The following is a 19,823-nucleotide window of genomic DNA, read 5'->3' on the forward strand; positions in this document are numbered from 1 at the left end:
GCTGTGAGGTCAGATCGTCAGGGATCAGAGACGGATCAATACGATAAGGGTGACGATGGTTAAGATCGACGCCAGACCGTAGAACACCCATTTCCCGGCGGGAACGTGGATCTTCAGGTCATGCATGGCGTGATGGATCCTGTGCAGACCGCACCACAAAGGCAGCACGATCATCAGCAGCAGGAACAGACGGCCGATCCAGCTTTGTGCGAAAGCCAGTACGCGCGGGTAGCTCAGTGCTTCACCGGGAAAGAAACCCAGCGGCAGCAGGAAACACACCAGCAAAATCATCACCGGCGCGAAGATTGCGCTCCACATACCCCCGGCGCCAAACAGCCCCCAGAATACCGGTTCATCTGAACGTTTAGGCAGAGTATTTTTCATTTCGCCTCCTCAAAGAAACAGCGCGATGGCAAGGATCACCAGCGTCACAACCACGGTCACGCCCCAAAAACCAGCAATCACCGGCTCCGGCCCCATCTTCCTGTCTTTGATAATCACGATGGAGGCTTTAGGCGCCAGCTCGAACCAGGTTTTGGTGTGCAGCAGCGCCGCCAGCAGGGCGATCAGGTTGATCAACATGACCACCGGATTTTGCAGAAAATCCACAAAACCCGCCCAGCTTTCAGGCCCGTTACGTAGCGAGAAAACGCCAGCCAGCAGCAAAAGGCTGAACCAGACGGCCGGAACCGACGTGCCTTCGCGCAGCATATAAAAACGGTAGAAAGGCAGGCTTTTCCACCAGCTGGCTTTCATCTCACGCACGTAGGGTTTGCGCTTGCTGCCCGTACTTTGAGTCGTCATATTTTCCTCCCTCATTGCGGTCTGAGCCTCGCGATCATGAAGTCTTTAGCGCTTTCGACTTTGCCTTGCTGAATGGCGGCGGCAGGGTCAACGTGCTTCGGACAGACTTCGGAGCAATACCCGACAAACGTACAGCTCCAGACACCGTTCTGACTGTTAAGCTGTGGCATTCGCTGCGCTTTACCCTGGTCGCGGTTATCGAGGTTGTAACGATGTGCCAGCGTGATGGCGGCCGGGCCGATGAACTCCGGATTTAACCCGAACTGCGGGCAGGCGGCATAACACAAACCGCAGTTGATACAGCCGGAGAACTGATGATATTTCTCCATCTGCGCCGGTGTCTGATTACCCGGCCCCTGATCGACGGTACGTGAATTACCGATGATGTAAGGCTTAATGGCTTCGAGGCTTTCGATAAAGTGAGTCATATCGACCACCAAATCGCGTTCCACCGGGAAGTTGCCCAGCGCTTCAATCTGCATCCCTTGCGGGTATTCACGCAGGAAGGTTTTACAGGCCAGTTTGGGCACGCGATTGATCATCATGCCGCAGGAGCCACAAATTGCCATGCGGCATGACCAGCGGTACGAAAGGTCTGGCGCAAGATGATCTTTGATATAACCGAGGGCATCGAGAACGGAGGTTGTCTCATCGAAAGGGACGTCATACACCACCGGATGCGGCGCGCTGTCCGTCTCCGGGTTATAGCGCATGATTTCAACCTTCAGGCTGTGCATTTTAGCCACGGGATTGCTCCTTATCTTTTTTATCCTGAGTTTCGCCTGCACTGCCGTAAACGCGTTTGGCTGGCGGCAGCGTGGTGATTTTCACGTCCCCGTATTCCAGACGCGGCGAGGAATCAGGCTGATAAAATGCCAGGGTGTGCTTAAGGAAATTGACGTCATCGCGCTCGGTGCAGCCTTCATCCAGACGCTGATGTGCCCCGCGAGATTCACGACGGTTGATGGCGGAGTGCGCCATACATTCGGCCACTTCCAGGCCGTGGCCAAGCTCAATGGTGTACAGCAGATCGGTGTTGAAGACGCTGGAAGTGTCGTGGATTTTGACCCGTTTAAAGCGCTCTTTCAGCTCCGCCAGCTTGTCGATGGTTTTCTGCATAAGCTCGGTGGTACGGTAAATCCCGCAACCTTCTTCCATCGCCAGACCCATTTCATCGCGGAGAGTCGCCCAGTTTTCATCCCCTTCCTGCTGCATCAGCGCTGACAGGCGATTTTCAATATCACGCACCTGAGCATCCAGCGCGGCGGTATTGCCAAAGTCTGTGGCCTGTGCAGCGCGCAACGCGGCCTGTTCACCGGCCATGCGTCCGAAGACCACCAGTTCTGCCAGAGAGTTGGAACCTAAACGGTTAGCGCCATGCAAACCGACGGAAGAACATTCGCCGACGGCAAACAGCCCTTTAATCCGGGTTTCGCACTGTGCGTCAGTTTCGATGCCGCCCATGGTGTAGTGGGCGGTAGGGCGTACCGGGATCGGATCCGTGATCGGGTCAACGCCGACGTAGGCTTTTGCCAGCTCGCAGATAAACGGCAGACGTTCGCGTAATTTTTTCTCGCCAAGATGGCGCAAATCCAGATAAACCACGTCGCCGCGCGGGGTTTCGATGGTGCGTCCGGCGCGCCATTCGTGCCAGAACGCCTGCGACACTTTGTCGCGAGGGCCGAGTTCCATGTATTTATTTTTCGGCTCACCCAGCGGTGTTTCCGGCCCCATGCCGTAATCCTGCAGATAACGGTAGCCGTCTTTGTTCACCAGAATACCGCCTTCACCACGACAGCCTTCAGTCATCAGGATGCCGGAGCCCGGCAGACCGGTAGGGTGATATTGCACGAATTCCATATCACGCAGCGGCACGCCGTGACGGAATGCCATGCCCATACCATCGCCGGTCACGATACCGCCGTTGGTGTTGTAACGGTAAACACGGCCTGCGCCACCGGTCGCCATGACAACCGCGTTAGCGCGGATCTGCACGCGGGTACCTTCCATCATATTGATGGCGACCACGCCGCGCACCTGACCGTCATCGACCAAAATATCAAGGACGAAATGCTCGTCGAAACGTTTGATTTGTGGGTATTTCAGGGAGGTCTGGAACAGGGTGTGAAGCATGTGGAAGCCGGTTTTATCGGCGGCAAACCAGGTGCGTTCGATCTTCATGCCGCCAAAACGACGGACGTTGACCGAGCCATCTTCTTTGCGGCTCCACGGGCAGCCCCAGATTTCCAGCTGAGCCATTTCTGTCGGACATTGATGAACGAAATGATCCACCACATCTTGTTCACACAGCCAGTCGCCGCCGGAAACGGTATCCTGGAAGTGCAAATCAAAACTGTCATGATCCTGCGTCACCGCGGCAGAACCGCCTTCGGCGGCGACAGTATGGCTGCGCATTGGGTACACTTTCGAAATCAATGCGATGTTCAGGTCAGGATTGGCTTCCGCTGCGGCTATTGCTGCGCGTAAACCCGCCCCACCTGCACCTATAATTGCAATATCGGCGTTAAAGGTTTGCACTGCATTCCTCCACTATCATCAAAAAGATCGGGTTTGAAACACCCGCGAAACGCCTTCGGAATCGAAGGCTTAGTGAACCCTGATGACATACAGGCGCTGTCCCAGAGGGTAATATTCTTATTGTTTGTAAGGGAATTAGTATACCTAAGGGGTAGAAGGGGTAATTTGATGTGAACGCGGATTTAGGCTTTCTCTGCGTTGTGCTTCGCAAAATGAGATATTTGTTTGCCCACAGGATGCAGGTAGACTGCATGACTTTTCTGCATTCGGAGTAAATCACCATGAGCGAAACAGCCAGCTGGCAACCCAGCGCCTCCATCGCCAATCTGTTGAAGCGTGCGACTATCCTCACTGAGATCCGCCGTTTCTTTGCCGATCGCGGCGTGCTGGAAGTCGAAACGCCAGCCATGAGCCAGGCCACGGTGACCGATATTCATCTGGTGCCTTTCGAGACGCGTTTCGTCGGGCCCGGAGCCGCAGAGGGCAAAACGCTGTATCTGATGACCAGCCCGGAATACCACATGAAACGCTTACTGGCGGCGGGCAGCGGTCCTATTTATCAGATGGGGCGCAGTTTTCGCAACGAAGAAGCCGGCATTCATCACAATCCTGAGTTCACGATGCTGGAGTGGTACCGTCCGCGTTATGACATGTACCGGCTGATGAATGAAGTGGATGATTTACTGCAACAGGTACTCGACTGCAACAGTGCAGAAACGCTCTCTTACCAGCAGGCGTTCACCCGTCATCTGAATGTTGATCCGTTGTCTGCCGACAAAGCGGAACTGCGCGAAGCGGCAGCGAAGCTGGATTTGTCGAATATTGCTGACACCGAAGAAGACCGCGACACATTATTACAACTGTTGTTCACCATGGGCGTGGAACCTCACATAGGCCGCGACAAGCCCGCGTTCGTGTATCACTTCCCGGCGACGCAGGCCTCTCTGGCGGAAATCAGCACGGAAGATCATCGCGTGGCCGAGCGTTTCGAGGTGTATTACAAAGGCATTGAACTGGCGAACGGTTTCCGCGAACTGACAGATGGTCGTGAACAGCGTCAGCGTTTCGAACAGGACAACCGCAAGCGAGCGGCACGCGGCCTGCCCCAGCATCCTATCGATAACAACCTGCTGGATGCGTTAGAACACGGTATGCCGGAGTGTTCCGGTGTGGCGCTGGGCGTTGACCGCCTGATTATGATTGCGCTCGGCGCTACCAGCCTGAGCGATGTGCTGGCGTTCCCGGTGATGCGCGCCTGATCAGCGTTTGAGTCCTGACCGCCCGGTCAGGACTTTTTACCTTCCCTTCCTTTTTCCCTTGCCCTTTTTTTGTGCATAAACCCGTTAACCGCGCATTTCATGAAACAAAAGTACCCAAATGGCGCGACACTGATTTGAAAGTTTCAGTGCGCCTGTTTTTCGGCTGGCCGCAGAAACCGGGCGTTGCAGGACGTTAAGGCAAATTTTTTCGTCACTGGCCTGCTTTATGCATAACAGGGTTATCACTCATTATCCCGGAAACCCGTTATGTCTGAATCCAATGAAAAAGAACTGCTTTATGGACTGGAAGAGCGTATCGCACCGGCGCCGGCATTCCTCACGGCAGTTCAGCACGTGCTTGCCAGTGTGGTGGGGATCATCACCCCGCCGCTGATTATCGGCTCGGTTCTCGGGCTGAACGCCTATTTACCTTATCTGATCAGCATGTCGCTGCTGGCTTCAGGCATCGGAACCTTTCTTCAGGCGCGCCGGTTTATGTCGGTTGGCGCGGGCATGATTTGCCTGCAGGGCACCAGCTTTGCTTTTCTGGGGGTGATCTTGTCCGGAGGGCTGCTGGTCAAAAGCCGTGGCGGATCCCCCGAAGACATTATGGCGATGATATTTGGTGTGAACTTCGTGGCAGCCTTCATTCCGCTGCTGGTCAGCCGTTTTATTGGTCAGATGCGCCGGGTTTTCACCCCGCTGGTGAGCGGTACCGTTATCGCGCTGATTGGCATCAGCCTGATTAAAGTCAGCATTACTGACTGGGCTGGCGGACACGGCGCGGCGAATTTCGGCGCACCGGTCAATATTGGCCTTGGGGCACTGACGCTGCTGGTTATCGTCGCCTGTAACCGAATCAACGTGCGCTGGGTGCGTCTGTCTTCCATCGTTTCAGGCATCGTGGTGGGCTGCGTTGCGGCGTACCTGAGCGGGCATCTGCCACTGAAACCGCTGCAGGGGGACTGGTTTGCGCTGCCGCAGTTATTCCGCTTCGGCTTCAGGTTTGACTGGATCATCTTCGTTCCCATCGCGCTGGTTTCCTTTATCAGTATTCTGGAAGCGGTTGGGGATCTGACCGCAAACTGCATGCTGTCGCAGCAGCCGATTGAAGGGGAAAGCTTCCGTAAACGCCTCAAGGGTGGAATTCTGGCGGACGGCGTCAGTTGTATGATTGCGGCGATGTTTTCGTCATTCCCGAACACCACGTTTGCGCAGAATAACGGCGTGATCCAGATGACCGGCGTCGCCAGCCGCTATGTCGGCATGTACATCGGCGGCGTTTTAGTTGTGCTGGGGTTGTTCCCGTTTATCGGCGGCATTCTGCAGCAAATACCCGCGCCGGTGCTGGGCGGGGCGACGCTGGTGATGTTTGGCAGCGTGGTGGCCGCCGGCATCCGCATCATGACCCAATCGCCGGTAGGACGCCGTGAAATGCTGATTATCGCCATTTCATTCGGTATCGGCCTGGGCATTGAAGCGGTACCCGAAGCGCTGGGGCAATTCCCGCCGATCGTCGGCAATATCTTTGGGCATGCGGTCACCAGCGGCGGTGTTGTCGCCATCCTGCTCAATTTACTGATGCCCGCTGAACGCGTCAGCGTGCTCGCAGAGGAAATGAAAGTTCACTGATACATCGCGACTGCGCCCCTGGATCAGCAGACAGGGCATAACTGAGCTGACTCACTTTTTGAAGTTACCTTCGGACCAAAAAAGGACGTCAGATATGTCAGAGCTACGCACGTGGATCAAAAATCCGCTGGCTGTTTTTACCTCAAACACCCTGGAGGCACGCGGGGGCATTGTCATCGAAGGCGCGAAAATCGTCGAATTGCTGCCCCCCGGCCAGCCACCTTCGCAACCGGTGGATCATATTTTTGATGCCTCAGAGAGTGTTTTGCTACCGGGCCTGATTAACACCCACCATCATTTTTATCAGACACTGACCCGGGCCTGGGCGCCCGTGGTCAATGTGCCGTTATTCCCGTGGCTGAAAAAATTGTATCCGGTCTGGGCGCGTTTGCAGCCTGAAGCGCTCGGGCTGGCAAGCCGCGTGGCGATGGCCGAACTGTTGCTGTCTGGCTGCACCACCACCACAGATCACCATTACTTGTTTCCGCAAGGGATGGAAGAAGCCATCGATGTGCAGGTGGACGTGGTCCGGGAACTGGGCATGCGTGCTTTACTGACGCGGGGCTCAATGAGCCTCGGTGAAGCGCAGGGCGGGCTGCCACCGGAACAGACGGTTCAGTCGGGCGAAACCATTTTGCGCGACAGTCAGCGGTTGATTGACCGCTATCACCAGCGCGGTGAAGGGGCATGGATGCAGATTGCGCTGGCGCCGTGCTCGCCTTTTTCCGTCACGACAGAAATCATGCGCGAAAGCGCCCGGCTGGCCCGGCGGGAAGATGTCCGTTTACACACGCATCTTGCGGAAACGCTGGATGAAGAGGCGTTCTGCCTGAAGATGTTTGGCCTGCGCACGGTGGATTATCTGGAAAGCGTCGGCTGGCTGAGTGACCGGACGTGGCTGGCGCACGGCATTCACTTTAACGACGATGAAATCCGCCGTCTCGGCGCGGCGGGCACCGGCATCTGTCATTGCCCGGTGTCGAATATGCGGCTGGCGTCCGGCATGTGTCCGACGCGTGACCTGGAGGCCGCAGGCGTGCCGATTGGACTGGGCGTTGATGGTTCGGCATCAAATGACGCCTCGAATCTGATGTACGAAGCGCGGCAGGCACTGTATCTGCAACGGCTGAAATACGGTGCGGAATATGTGACGCCGGAAAGAGTGCTGGGCTGGGCGACGCGGGGTTCGGCGACGCTTATCGGGCGTGATGATATCGGACAGATCGCGGTAGGCAAGCAGGCCGACCTGGCGCTGTTTAAACTCGACGAGTTACGTTTCAGCGGCAGCCATGATCCCATTGCCGCCTTGTTACTGTGCGGCGCGGAGAAAGCCGATCGCGTGATGGTCGGCGGAAAATGGCGCGTCATTGACGGCCAGATTGTAGATATGGATGTGGCATCGCTGATATCACGACACCGTAAAGCCGCGGCGGCGCTGATCGCGGATCTGTAAACTCAGGGCGTAAAAAAGGGCAGAGAAATCTGCCCTTTTAGGTTTATAAATCGCCCGGCGAACGCGAGCTTGTACCGCTGCGGCCACTGCCGCTGCTGCTGGTAAAGGTCGCGTTGTTGCCATTTTGCGCGCGGTGCAATGTTTCCATTCGCACCTGGAATGGCGGGAAGGGCAGCGTAATGCCGTGCTCGCGGAATCCGGCCAGAATTAGCTGATGAATTTCGTGGCGCAGGGGCATACGGTGCGCCATTTCGGCGGCATGCATACGCAATTCGAAAATCTGGATCCCCTGCTGCAAATCCACCAGATAGGCTTCCGGCACCGGCGTGTCGAGCACCAAAGAGCAGCGGTGCGCGGCGTTGAGCAGGATTTCAGTCACTTCTTCACTGTTTGCTTCGGAAGGAGCCGGTACGGTCAGTACCACACGCGTCACGGAATCCGACAGCGACCAGTTGATGAACTGCTCAGTGATAAAGGCCTTGTTCGGCACGATAATCTCTTTACGGTCCCAGTCGGCAATGGTCGTGGCACGGGTGTTGATCTTAGTGATGCTGCCCGTCAGGTTGCGGATCGTCACGGTATCGCCGATACGGATCGGTTTCTCGAACAAAATGATCAGGCCGGAAATAAAGTTGGCGAAAATCTCCTGCAAACCAAATCCAAGCCCCACACCCAGCGCGGCGACTAACCATTGCAGTTTTGCCCACTCGATGCCAATGAGCGAGAAGCCCACCAGCCCGCCGATCAGCAGTAACACATATTTGGTGATGGTCAGTACGGCGTAACCGGTGCCCGGCGTCAGATCCAGATGTTGCAACAGCGCCAGTTCCAGCAGCGCCGGTAAATTACGCACCAGCTGCGTGGTGATGATCAGCACTAAAATCGCGATCAACACCGATCCCAGCGTGATTGGCTGCATGCTCTCAACGCCCTGAACGGTGGACGCCACCTGCCAGAGATGAATATTTTCCAGGAATGAGAAGGCCGAATGGATCTCCGACCACAGGAAGATCACCGAGATCAGCGCGATAAGCGTCAGCAGCGATCGCACCAGACGAAGTGACTGCGCGGAGATGGCATCCAGATCGACGACCGGCTCTTCAATTTCAACCGTACCTTCGTTACTGCTGTTGGCGTGATTCGCGTCTTCTTCGCCACGGGCGCGCTGATTGAGCATTTCGGCCCGACGCTGTTTGGCGCGTTCAAAGGCAATGCGGCGTCGCTGAATCAGCATCCAGCGGCGGATGATGTGATAAATCACCAGCAGCACAAACCATATGGCGACCGAGGTTTCCAGACGTGCCAGTAATGCCTGTGAGGTGGCGAGAAAGCCCATCAGTGAGGCGAGTGCCGCGACTATCGGCGCGCCAAGCAGCATCCACCACAGCGTATTGTTAAGCATGTTCTCGCTGTTGCCTTTTTTATCAAGGTACAGCGGGATCCCCGCACGTTTCAGGCTGTGAGTGACCAGCGCCACCACCAGACACAGAATGACGAAGCACAGACGGCCCAGGGTGTTGGAGAATTCGCGGTCATTGAGATTATCGAATGTAATCAGCGCCATGATCAGCGGCACTATCACCCAGATAGACAACGCGTAGTAGCGCAGCGCGCGGGAAACGGCGCGCTGCGGCCAGCCGAAGTGGGTGACAAACAACCCCTGCGGATGCGCCAGCGCGGCGCTCACCATGAACGCCCACAGAATCGGCAGTGTTGCGGTCACCCCATCGCCAATCGCCACGGCAATCGGATATGGCCAGGCGCTTTGTAGCCCGAAGCCCAGAGCCGCCCACAGCACCGGCAGCGGCATCGCCACCAGAATCGACCAGAATACCGTGCGCATTGTCAGCGAGAAGTGATCCTGCGTGACTTTGCCGACTTTGCTGCTGGCACGCGCCAGAAAGGCGTAATAGTGCTTACGGGAACTGATGCTGATAATGACCAGAATCAGTGCGCCAAACAGCGGCAGCAGGGTTTCTTTGCTGGTGACCATCATCATCGATGCGCCGCCGAGCTGGCTCAGGGAGTCTAGCGACACCAGGCGTTTCACGTCATGCGCCAGCATGACAGGGTAGGAAAGCCCGACCGGGCTGACGTCGGCCACCCAGAACAGATAACGGTGCGCGGCCTCATGGACGTCATTCAGCGCTTCCACCAGCTGGCTGTTGGCGACTTTCAGCTTGGTCAGTTCGAGAATCTGCGTATCACAGCCTGAGAGCAGTGAATTGAGCAAATCGCGCTGGGTGCGAAGCTGCGCGTCGAGAATTTTTTGCTGCGCAGCCGTCAGCGGTTTGCCGTCGTCCTGACGCCCCTGACGGTAAACCGCTTGCTTATCGAGTAAATCTTCATAGTGCAGACGCTGAACGCGCAACTGACCCATGTCGCGGTCGAGCTGTTGCGGTTTTGGCATGTCCGGCAGACGGGAAACCTGCGCCCGCAGCGTTTCACCTAACAGATTGGATGCGCCCAGCCACTGTGCCTGTTCGCGAATGGTATTGATCGCCTGACGCACCTGCTGCGTTTGCGCGGCGGCCTGACGCTGCTGGGAGGAGATCAAATCCATCCGCTGCGCCTGCTGATTTAACGCCAGCGACAGTTCACGGTTGGATTGCAACTGCTGGCTGATGGAGTGGGGCAGTTCGCCGCTCTGTTCCGCCAGCAGCTCGGTTTTTTCAAGCGCCTGTTCCGCTTCACGCTGGCGCTGATTGTTCAGCGTATTGCGCAGAGCCTGCAATTGCTGATCGAGATAATCGGCGCGCTTCTTGTAGAGATCGGCGCGCATCCGCGACAGTTCCTGCCGGTTATTGGAAGAAAGCTGTGCCAGTTCAAGCTCATCCACTTTCGCCTTGCGTGCGGCAGATTCGGCCTGCAGTGCACTCAGCTGGGCTTGCGCGAGGATGGACGATGTGGCCGCCGCAGTGGCTGACTGGATCCGCTGATCGATGTCGCCGAGCGCGTTACGCGCTTCCGACTGTTGCTGCGGGATTTGGCTGAGCGAGTCGCTGATATCGCGGGAGCGATCCTGCTCCTGGCGGAGCTGGCGGGTTTCTTCCAGTTGCTGGCTGCTGATTTGCAGAATTTGCTGGTCGAGCTCGGCGCTGGATAAATCTGAGCTGATCGCGGGCGGCTTTTCGGGCTGATTTTGCAGTTCCTGACGCAAAGACTGCGTCAGTTTAGGAAAGTCATCGATGACTTTTTGATATTCCGCCGTGCGCCCGGCAGAGACTTTCGCCTCATTCAGCCAGTTGAGGGCACTTTGCAGCGCCTCAACAACCTGCGCCTGGTTGGCCATTTCTTTATTGGCTTCCGCCTGTTTCAGTTCCTGTTTGAGCTGATCTTCAGTCGGTGCGGCACCTGCCATGAGCGGCAGAGACAGCAGTAAACTCATCAGCAAGGCGGGGATCAGGCGCACTCGGTCACATCCTTTTTTCAGTTCTTTTCGTCAGTTCAGGGCGAAATCAGAAGTCTTTAGGGACTTGCGGTTCAGCCGTTGCCACACCTGCAGGTACTTCAGGGACTTCAGTAACTTCAGGTATTTCAGTTACTTCAGGCGCTTCAGGCACTACTGCGGATGCACGCAGCGCTTCGGCGAAAGGTTCGCCCATGCGGGTTACGGTACCGTTGCTCAGGTTCGGCATGAAGCGAATCTGACTGGCGGTAAACAGGTTAATCACGGTGGAGCCCAGTTTGAAGCGGCCCATTTCCTGGCCTTTTTCAAGCGCGATGGCGCCTTCTTCACCGGCAGCAGGGTAGGTCCAGCGCTTGATGATGCCTTCGCGCGGTGGCGTAACGCAGCCCGCCCACACGGTTTCGATGCTGCCGACAATGGTCGCACCGACCAAAATCTGCACCATCGGACCAAATTCAGTATCGAACACGCTGATGACGCGTTCATTACGGGCGAACAGGTTAGGGACGTTGGCGGCGGTCAGCGGGTTCACTGAGAACAAATCGCCCGGCACATAAATCATTTCGCGCAGAACGCCGTTGCACGGCATATGCACGCGGTGGTAATCGCGGGGTGCAAGATAGATTGTGGCGAACTGACCCCCCTGGAACTTCTCGGCCAGCTGATAATTTCCCGCCAGCAACGCTTCGAGACTGTAAAAATGGCCTTTTGCCTGGAACAGCTTGCCATCAGTGATCGCACCCAACTGGCTGACTGCCCCGTCGGCAGGCAGGCAGAGCATGTCCAGACCACTGACAACAGGGCGCGCGCCGTCACGCAGTGGGCGAACAAAGAATTCATTGAACGTCGCGTAAGATTTGATATCCGGATTTTGTGCTTCTTTCATGTCCACGCTGTAAAAGCGCGCAAAGGCTTTAATGACCCAATGGGTCAGCGTGGCTGCACGTTTTTCCGCGCCCCAGCCCGCCAGACGGGTCAGACCTTGTTTAGGAAGTAAGTATTGAAGTTTGATTTTGATACTGTCCAGCACGGGAAAAACCTCTTGGATGGTATGAATGGCCGGCATGACCGGCCATTTTGCAGGGGACCGTCCATCAGCGGGACGGTCACACATTGTATGATTGCGCAGGAGCCTGTTAATCGACGCCGATTGTAACGATGAGAAATCAACGGTTCAACTTCCGTTAATCTCACTCGTTTCTGATTTGCTCATGAACTCAACGGGTTAACGTTAAAGTGCGTCGAAGTTTTTACGCGTTTTTACGTCTTCCATACTTTCCAGAATACGATGGTAGTTGTCGAAACGCTCTTCAGCGATGTCGCCACGGTCTACGGCATCACGGATGGCACAGCCCGGATCGCTGCCATGTTTGCAGTCGCGGAATTTGCAGTAGCCGAGGAAAGGACGGAATTCGACGAACCCCTGAGTGATCTGCTCTGGCGCAAGGTGCCACAAGCCGAATTCACGTACGCCGGGGGAGTCGATGACGTCGCCGCCGCGCTGGAAGTGGTACAGGCGCGCCGCGGTGGTGGTGTGCTGGCCCAGACCGGAGTTGTCTGACACTTCATTCACCACGATCTGTTTCTCTTCCGGCGGCAGTAAGGCGTTCAGCAGGCTGGATTTCCCCACACCTGACTGACCGGCGAAAATGCTGATGCGGTCGGTCAGTGCGGTTTCAAATGCAGGCATGCCTTCACCGGTCTGGCTGGAGACTTCGAGTACGCGGTAGTTAATTCTGCGGTAGATATCCATCATACCTTCGACGAACTTACGGCCTTCGTCGTCAAGCAGATCGATTTTATTGAGCACAATCAGCGGCTCAACTTCAACGGTTTCGCACGCCACCAGATAGCGGTCGATGATGTTCAGCGACAGCTCTGGCAAGATGGCGGAGACAATGACGATCTGGTCAATGTTGGCGGCGATTGGTTTCACGCCGTCGTAGAAATCTGGGCGGGTCAGCACGGATGTGCGTTCATGCACTGCTTCAACGATACCTTTTACGCTGGTGTTCTCGCCGGCGCGCCATACAACGCGGTCACCGGTGACCAGAGAACGAATGGTACGGCGGATATTGCAACGGTGCTGGCTGCCGTCGGCCGCTTCAACGTCCGCATGCATCCCGAAACGGCTGATGACAATGCCGTCCTGCGGTTCGCCGTGCAGAGAATCGTCCAGCTCTTTGCGTTTGTCGGTCTGAGTCAGACGACGCTGGTGGTTAGTCTGAACGCGACGTTGTTGCCCTTTAGACAGTTTTGATTTAGTCACTGCGCCTCACTTAACTGGCTTTAATCGCTCGGTGCGACCAAAACGACTATGATACCAGCTATTTTATATTAATTGCCCGAATGACGGAGATCTCCGTCAACTCTCTACTTTAACAGGACACATCATGGCTGCTAATGACTCGAACTTAATCTGGATCGACCTCGAAATGACCGGTCTGGATCCTGAACGTGACCGTATTATTGAAATCGCCACGCTGGTGACCGACGCTCATTTAAACATTTTGGCCGAAGGCCCGGTGATGGCTGTGCATCAGTCTGATGCGCAACTGGCGCTGATGGATGACTGGAACGTGCGTACGCACACCGGCAGCGGTCTGGTTGACCGCGTGAAAGCCAGCCCGTTTGATGACAATGCAGCACAGCTGAAAACCATTGAGTTCCTGCGCGAGTGGGTGCCGGAAGGCAAATCGCCTATTTGTGGCAACAGCGTCGGGCAGGATCGCCGTTTCCTGTTTAAGTACATGCCGGAGCTGGAATCCTATTTCCATTACCGTTATCTGGATGTCAGCACGCTGAAAGAGTTGGCGCGTCGCTGGAAACCGGAAATACTGGGCGGCTTTAAAAAGCAAAATACCCACCAGGCTCTGGATGATATTCGTGAATCCGTGGCTGAACTGGCGTATTACCGCGAACATTTTATTAATCTCTAAAAATACCTGAAATCTTTTTTATTGCGCCGCGGAACACAAAATCGCCGGGTTTCGCCGCTTAAATCGCCGCTTTGATGGTTTAATCGGCACTTGAACGAAAAATTCATTTTTTTGCTTTCAGGGGGTTGCGGCTAAAAGGATTTCTCGTATAATGCGCACCCCGTACCGATGAAGAATTTCGTTGAGTGCGCAGAGCGGGAATAGCTCAGTTGGTAGAGCACGACCTTGCCAAGGTCGGGGTCGCGAGTTCGAGTCTCGTTTCCCGCTCCAAATTTTTAAGTTGTGAAGATTTAAAGAGTTAAGACGTAAAAAATGCAGTGCCATGCGACGCGGGAATAGCTCAGTTGGTAGAGCACGACCTTGCCAAGGTCGGGGTCGCGAGTTCGAGTCTCGTTTCCCGCTCCAAAAAATTTCAAATGCTGTAAGTTTACAGCCGATGCACCTAGCATCTCAAAGCGGGAATAGCTCAGTTGGTAGAGCACGACCTTGCCAAGGTCGGGGTCGCGAGTTCGAGTCTCGTTTCCCGCTCCAATTTTCTTCTTCAGTACACAATCATTTCCTGTCAGTTCCCCCATGCATAATTCGTGCGTGATTAATACGATCCTTACACGATTTGTAGTAATGTTTTAAACAGACTTATCCACAGGTTTAGCTGTTTTTTTAAACTGTCTGTTTTTTGCACCCTCCATATTGCCAATTTGTAATCACTTGTTTTAAAACAAAATAAATTTATGACGAAACGTTATGGTGATCACTTGCTCTTTTTTTTGCACTTGATTGGCAAAGCATTTTTATTTTTATGCACAGAAAATCTGGCTTTTTAATCTGAGCGCTTCACGACGCGTTATGCATCTCGCGGCAAACCTTTTTCCACCGCGCGGATCAGTCGTTTCTGCTGGGATGTTTGCACTTCGACCCCATGTTCACTTCTTCTTTCCACTTGTTGCCGGATGGCCCACTCGATATGTTCATCGAGCAACACATTTTCGCCTGCCCGTGACTGCAACGCATTCAACACCTCTTCCGAGTACGGCGCATTGCCCAGCGCCACAGAAATATTACGCAGCCAGCGCAGGTGGCCAATGCGGCGGATGGGTGAGCCTTCGGTAATGCGCAAAAATTTCTCTTCCGTCCAGGCGAACAGCGCTATCAGTTCCGGCGCATGCAGCGCGGCGCGCGGGCTGAAATCCTCTTCATCCGTCAGCTGCGAATAACGGTTCCACGGACAAATCAGCTGGCAGTCGTCACAGCCATAGATGCGGTTGCCCATCATTGGCCGGAATTCCTCCGGTATCGCGCCTTCCAGCTCGATGGTCAGATAGGAAATACAGCGACGGGCGTCAATGGTATAAGGCGCGACAATGGCGCCGGTCGGGCAGGTGGTGATGCAGGCGACGCACTTTCCACACTTCTCTTCCTGCGGCTGATCAACGGGCAGGGGCAAATCAATCAGCAGTTCGCCGAGGAAAAACCAGGAACCGGATTCCCGGTTTAAAATAAGTGAGTGTTTACCAACCCAGCCCAGTCCGGCTTTCGCAGCCAGAGGGCGTTCCATCACCGGAGCAGAATCGACAAATGGCCGGAATACCACCTGATGATCAGATTGTTGTTCCGTGCAGTAGGTCTGAATCATGTCGCCAAGCTTTTTCAGGCGCTGACGAAGCACTTTGTGATAGTCACGGCCCAGCGCATAACGGCTGACGTAGCCGAGTTGCGGGTTATTAAGGGTTTTGGCAAAGGCAGCGTTGGCAGGCAAATAGTTCATGCGCACGCTGATCACCCGCAACGTACCGGGCAGCAGTTCATGTGGACGGGCGCGCAACATGCCGTGGCGCGCCATCCAGTCCATCTCGCCATGATATTGTTTATCAAGCCAGTCCTGCAGTCTGGGCTCTTCTGCAGATAAGTCTGTATCGCAGATGCCAACCTGCTGGAAGCCTAGCGATTGGCCCCATTGCTTGATATGTTGAGCCAGTTGAACGAGATCGAGAGGGAGTGTCATGACGAACCAACGTGAAAAACGAAACGAGGCGAGTTTACCACATTCCGTCTTTTCTGCTGACTGGCTGCGTCAGAATGAAGGTCACGCCGCGCAGGAAACGGGGATTTCTCTGTTTTCGCTGATGCAGCGTGCTGCACGCGCGGCTTTTTCGCTTGCTCAGCGTGAGTTTCCGCAATCGCGACACTGGCTGATTTTATGCGGCCACGGAAATAACGGTGGCGACGGTTTTGAAATGGCGAGTCTGGCGAAAAACGCGGGTATACACGTGACGCTGCTGGCCGTCGAAGGCGGTAAGCCCTTGCCTGACGAAGCGGAAACCGCGCGTCAGGGCTGGCTGAAAAGTGGCGGCATGGTTCACCCGGCGGACTCTGCCTGGCCGCACGACGCCGATCTGATTATTGATGGCCTGCTCGGTACCGGTTTATCCTCCGCGCCGCGCGCCCCTTATGACACGTTGATTGATGCTATCAACGCGTCGTCATTGCCTGTCATCTCTCTGGATATTCCTTCGGGTCTGAATGCGCAAACCGGCCAGGCCGCGGGCAAAGCAGCAGTGGCCACGCACACGATCAGTTTCATTGCCCTGAAGCCGGGTTTACTGACCGGGCAGGCGCGCGATTACACCGGCAAATTACACTGCGATGCCCTGGGGCTGGAAAGCTGGCTGGCCGGACATCGTCCAGTGTTACAACGGCTTGATGCGTTGCAATTAAGCACCTGGTTGCACCCGCGACGCCCGTGTTCTCATAAAGGCGATCACGGGCGTTTGGTGGTGATTGGCGGGGATACCAGCTTTGCGGGCGCGATCCGCATGGCGTCGGAAGCCGCGCTGCGTGCCGGAGCCGGATTGGTGCGAGTGCTTACTCACAAAGAACACGCAGGCCCCTTACTGACCGCCAGACCTGAACTGATGGTGCAGGAACTTAGCGCGAAGTCGCTCGATGAAGCGCTTGAATGGGCCGACGTGGTGGTGATTGGGCCGGGGCTCGGACAGAAAGCCTGGGGTAAACAGGCGCTGGAGCGGGTGGCAAAATGTCAGAAACCGGCCTTATGGGACGCCGATGCGCTGAACCTGCTGGCAATCACACCGGAGAAACGGCAAAATCGGGTGTTGACGCCTCATCCTGGTGAAGCCAGCCGTCTGCTCGGTTGTACCGTGAAGGAAATTGAGAGTGACCGCTTACTTTCTGCCAGGAAACTGGTTGAGCAATACGGTGGCGTGGTGGTGCTTAAAGGCGCCGGCACACTGATTGCCACGGCGCAGGGTGAGATGGCCATTGCCGATGTAGGAAATGCCGGTATGGCATCAGGCGGTATGGGCGACGTGCTTTCTGGTATTATCGGCGGCCTGCTCGCTCAAAAACTGAATATATTTGATGCGGCCTGCGCAGGAACGGTGGTTCACGGCGCTGCCGCAGACGAAATCGCCCGGCAGCAGGGAACGCGCGGTATGCTGGCGACTGATCTTTTAGCGGTGATTGCCCCGTTAGTTAATCCAGACCTGAAGAAATAGATATCACTGAATGAATCAACTTAATATCTCATTACCCGACGAAGCGGCGACGCTGCAACTAGGTGCTTCACTGGCGAAAGCTTGCGAGGGCTCAACGGTTATCCATCTCTATGGCGATCTGGGTGCCGGTAAAACCACCTTTAGCCGGGGTTTTCTTCAGGCATTAGGGCATCAGGGTAATGTGAAAAGCCCGACTTACACCTTGGTCGAGCCCTATCAGCTGGAAAATATCGCGGTGTATCACTTTGATTTATACCGTCTTGCCGACCCGGAAGAGCTCGAGTTTATGGGCATTCGCGATTATTTCGCGCAAGACGCCATCTGTCTGGTCGAGTGGCCGCAAAAAGGTGAGGGCGTGTTGCCTGAACCTGATATCGAACTGACGCTGGACTATCAGCCTCAGGGGCGTACGGCGACGCTGGTGGCCGTTTCTGAATCTGGCATAAATTTGCTGCATCGTGTTCAACAGCAAGGATGATCACGCGATGAATTCACGTATCACTTCTCTCTTTTCTACAGCGACGATGTTTTTATCGGCGCTGATGCTTTTTGCCGGACTGACGTCGTCCGCCGTTTTTGCGGCCGGCATGAAAAACATCAATGTTTCAAACGGCCCATCGCAATCTACCGTCACCATTACCTTTGACGGTTCACCTGATTATTCCTTTTTCCCGCTGCATAATCCTGAACGCGTGGTGATGGATATCCGTCAGGATGGCGTGATGAAAGGTTTACCGCTGACCTTTAACGGACAGAATCTGGTGACGCGCGTGCGCGCCAGTACCCCGCCGAACGCGCAAAGTCAGCGTCTGGTGTTTGAACTGAATCAAAAGGTCAGAACCAACGCCACTAAACAGAAAGATGGCAGCCAGTACACGGTGGTGCTGACCATGAATGCGTCGGCTCCGGCACGCCAGAGTGCGCCGGTTACCGTGGCAACGAACACGCCTTCGCCAAACGCAGGCAGAATAGTCACGCCTTCCGCGAAATCAAATCCGTTTACCAATGATAAAACCACGGTTGCTTCGACGGCCGTGGCGTCAGACAACTCGCGTTCTTCCACGATTTCCACCAGCGACAGCAAAATCATTGTCGCCATAGATGCCGGACACGGCGGGCAGGATCCGGGCGCTATCGGCGCGGGTGGCCTGAAAGAGAAAAACGTGACCATCGCGATTGCCCGTAAATTACAGGCGATTTTGAATGCTGACCCGATGTTCCAGCCGGTATTAACCCGCGACGGGGATTACTTTATTTCCGTGATGGGGCGTTCTGATGTGGCGCGTAAGAAAAATGCCAACGTGCTGGTGTCTATTCACGCCGATGCTGCGCCAAGCCGCAGTGCGCGCGGGGCATCCGTCTGGGTGCTGTCTAACCGTCGCGCCAACAGTGAAATGGGTAACTGGCTCGAGCAGCACGAGAAACAATCCGAACTGCTGGGCGGTGCGGGGGATGTGCTGGCGAATACCGCCTCTGACCCGTATCTGAGTCAGGCCGTGCTGGATTTGCAATTCGGCCATTCACAACGCGTCGGCTATGACGTCGCCACCCGCGTATTGCGCGAACTGCGCAGCGTCGGTTCGTTGCATAAAGCGAAACCGGAGCACGCCAGTTTAGGGGTGTTGCGTTCGCCGGATATTCCTTCCCTGCTGGTGGAAACCGGCTTTATCAGTAACTCAACTGAGGAGCGGCTGCTGGGCAGCAGCGCGTACCAGGATAAAATTGCGAGGGCCATTCACGTCGGTCTGCGTAATTATTTCCAGTCGCATCCGATACAAAACGGCCCAAAGGTCGAAAACCGTCCGCTGCTGGCCTCATCAGCAGCGGCGGTAGACAGTAGCGCAAAGACCAGTAATCAGCCGGGCCCGATTGAAGTGACGGCCGGTGCAGCCGGTGCCACGCAGATCCACAAAGTGACCCGTGGCGAAACCCTGACGGGGATTGCGAACAGTTACGGTACGACCAATGCGGCGCTGCGCGATCTCAACAAACTGAAAAAAGACGGTGTCTGGGTCGGCCAGCGATTGAAAGTTCCCGCAGGTACCCGCACATCCTCTGTCACCGGCGCGTCGGCCTCGACGGCGAAAGCCACGAAAAAACCGTCGAAACATACCGTCAAACGCGGCGATACGCTGTCGGCGATTGCCAGCAAATACGGTGTCAGCATGACGGAAATTAAAACGGCGAACCACATGAAGTCTGGCGAGGTACAGCTCGGCCAAACCTTAACTATTCCACAGTCTTAACGGCGGTCTGACAGACCGCTTTCCATAG

Annotated in this window: 15 protein-coding genes and 3 tRNA genes; 10 read left to right on the forward strand and 8 right to left on the reverse strand. The window is 55.5% G+C overall.

Features of this window, described 5'->3' with window-relative positions; genetic code table 11:
* Positions 1 to 24: 24 nt before the first annotated feature.
* The 4 genes from frdD to frdA are packed head-to-tail and all read right to left on the reverse strand — an operon-like array spanning position 25 to position 3,342.
* Complete coding sequence (gene frdD, locus J1779_RS03220) at positions 25 to 384, reverse strand: fumarate reductase subunit FrdD (protein WP_056782500.1); 360 nt, start codon at positions 382 to 384, stop codon at positions 25 to 27.
* Positions 385 to 393: 9 nt separating this feature from the next.
* Positions 394 to 804 (reverse strand): fumarate reductase subunit FrdC, encoded by a 411-nt coding sequence (frdC, locus tag J1779_RS03225; protein ID WP_056782499.1) that lies wholly within the window; start codon positions 802 to 804, stop codon positions 394 to 396.
* 11 nt (positions 805 to 815) lie between these two features.
* On the reverse strand, positions 816 to 1,550 hold the full coding sequence (locus J1779_RS03230) for a succinate dehydrogenase/fumarate reductase iron-sulfur subunit (protein ID WP_056782498.1): 735 nt from the start codon (positions 1,548 to 1,550) through the stop codon (positions 816 to 818).
* Positions 1,543 to 3,342 carry a fumarate reductase (quinol) flavoprotein subunit gene (gene frdA, locus J1779_RS03235; RefSeq protein WP_183849998.1) on the reverse strand — a complete coding sequence of 600 codons (1,800 nt, stop codon included), beginning with the start codon at positions 3,340 to 3,342 and terminating at the stop codon, positions 1,543 to 1,545. The genes J1779_RS03230 and frdA overlap by 8 nt, the downstream gene beginning before the upstream one ends.
* A 281-nt stretch (positions 3,343 to 3,623) precedes the next feature.
* On the opposite strand from frdA, the gene epmA reads away from it, so the two are divergent.
* The 3 genes from epmA to J1779_RS03250 all read left to right on the forward strand — a co-directional run bounded on the left by epmA (position 3,624) and on the right by J1779_RS03250 (position 7,686).
* On the forward strand, positions 3,624 to 4,601 hold the full coding sequence (epmA, locus tag J1779_RS03240; RefSeq protein ID WP_217202869.1) for an elongation factor P--(R)-beta-lysine ligase: 978 nt from the start codon (positions 3,624 to 3,626) through the stop codon (positions 4,599 to 4,601).
* A 267-nt stretch (positions 4,602 to 4,868) separates the two neighbouring features.
* On the forward strand, positions 4,869 to 6,233 hold the full coding sequence (locus J1779_RS03245; RefSeq protein ID WP_183850000.1) for a nucleobase:cation symporter-2 family protein: 1,365 nt from the start codon (positions 4,869 to 4,871) through the stop codon (positions 6,231 to 6,233).
* Between the two features lie 94 nt (positions 6,234 to 6,327).
* A complete protein-coding gene (locus tag J1779_RS03250; protein ID WP_217202870.1) occupies positions 6,328 to 7,686 on the forward strand; it encodes an 8-oxoguanine deaminase in 1,359 nt (452 codons plus the stop codon).
* 43 nt (positions 7,687 to 7,729) lie between these two features.
* Here the strand turns inward: J1779_RS03250 and mscM are convergent, their stop codons facing one another.
* The 3 genes from mscM to rsgA form a co-directional block, all read right to left on the reverse strand.
* Complete coding sequence (gene mscM, locus J1779_RS03255) at positions 7,730 to 11,098, reverse strand: miniconductance mechanosensitive channel MscM (RefSeq protein ID WP_217202871.1); 3,369 nt, start codon at positions 11,096 to 11,098, stop codon at positions 7,730 to 7,732.
* A 46-nt stretch (positions 11,099 to 11,144) separates the two neighbouring features.
* Positions 11,145 to 12,125: an archaetidylserine decarboxylase gene (gene asd / locus J1779_RS03260; RefSeq protein ID WP_217202872.1), complete on the reverse strand. Its 981-nt coding sequence runs from the start codon at positions 12,123 to 12,125 to the stop codon at positions 11,145 to 11,147.
* A gap of 201 nt (positions 12,126 to 12,326) precedes the next feature.
* On the reverse strand, positions 12,327 to 13,364 hold the full coding sequence (rsgA, locus tag J1779_RS03265) for a small ribosomal subunit biogenesis GTPase RsgA (RefSeq protein ID WP_056782492.1): 1,038 nt from the start codon (positions 13,362 to 13,364) through the stop codon (positions 12,327 to 12,329).
* 124 nt (positions 13,365 to 13,488) lie between these two features.
* On the opposite strand from rsgA, the gene orn reads away from it, so the two are divergent.
* The 4 genes from orn (at position 13,489) to J1779_RS03285 (ending at position 14,565) form a co-directional block, all read left to right on the forward strand.
* On the forward strand, positions 13,489 to 14,034 hold the full coding sequence (orn, locus tag J1779_RS03270) for an oligoribonuclease (RefSeq protein WP_056782491.1): 546 nt from the start codon (positions 13,489 to 13,491) through the stop codon (positions 14,032 to 14,034).
* A gap of 194 nt (positions 14,035 to 14,228) precedes the next feature.
* Positions 14,229 to 14,304: transfer RNA gene (locus J1779_RS03275), tRNA-Gly, on the forward strand.
* Between the two features lie 59 nt (positions 14,305 to 14,363).
* A tRNA-Gly gene (locus tag J1779_RS03280) sits at positions 14,364 to 14,439 on the forward strand.
* 50 nt (positions 14,440 to 14,489) lie between these two features.
* Positions 14,490 to 14,565, forward strand: a tRNA-Gly gene (locus tag J1779_RS03285).
* A gap of 313 nt (positions 14,566 to 14,878) precedes the next feature.
* Here J1779_RS03285 and queG read toward each other — a convergent pair.
* Positions 14,879 to 16,036 (reverse strand): tRNA epoxyqueuosine(34) reductase QueG, encoded by a 1,158-nt coding sequence (queG, locus tag J1779_RS03290; protein ID WP_217202873.1) that lies wholly within the window; start codon positions 16,034 to 16,036, stop codon positions 14,879 to 14,881.
* On the opposite strand from queG, the gene nnr reads away from it, so the two are divergent.
* The 3 genes from nnr to amiB are packed head-to-tail and all read left to right on the forward strand — an operon-like array spanning position 16,035 to position 19,795.
* Positions 16,035 to 17,549 carry a bifunctional ADP-dependent NAD(P)H-hydrate dehydratase/NAD(P)H-hydrate epimerase gene (nnr, locus tag J1779_RS03295; protein ID WP_217202874.1) on the forward strand — a complete coding sequence of 505 codons (1,515 nt, stop codon included), beginning with the start codon at positions 16,035 to 16,037 and terminating at the stop codon, positions 17,547 to 17,549. The genes queG and nnr overlap by 2 nt on opposite strands.
* Before the next feature lie 10 nt (positions 17,550 to 17,559).
* Positions 17,560 to 18,027: a tRNA (adenosine(37)-N6)-threonylcarbamoyltransferase complex ATPase subunit type 1 TsaE gene (tsaE, locus tag J1779_RS03300; protein ID WP_056782488.1), complete on the forward strand. Its 468-nt coding sequence runs from the start codon at positions 17,560 to 17,562 to the stop codon at positions 18,025 to 18,027.
* A 7-nt stretch (positions 18,028 to 18,034) separates the two neighbouring features.
* Positions 18,035 to 19,795, forward strand: a complete 1,761-nt coding sequence (gene amiB / locus J1779_RS03305) for an N-acetylmuramoyl-L-alanine amidase AmiB (RefSeq protein ID WP_122096293.1) — start codon at positions 18,035 to 18,037, stop codon at positions 19,793 to 19,795.
* Positions 19,796 to 19,823: the final 28 nt, after the last annotated feature.

This window comes from Rahnella rivi, assembly GCF_019049655.1.
Classification (GTDB): Bacteria; Pseudomonadota; Gammaproteobacteria; order Enterobacterales; family Enterobacteriaceae; genus Rahnella; species Rahnella rivi.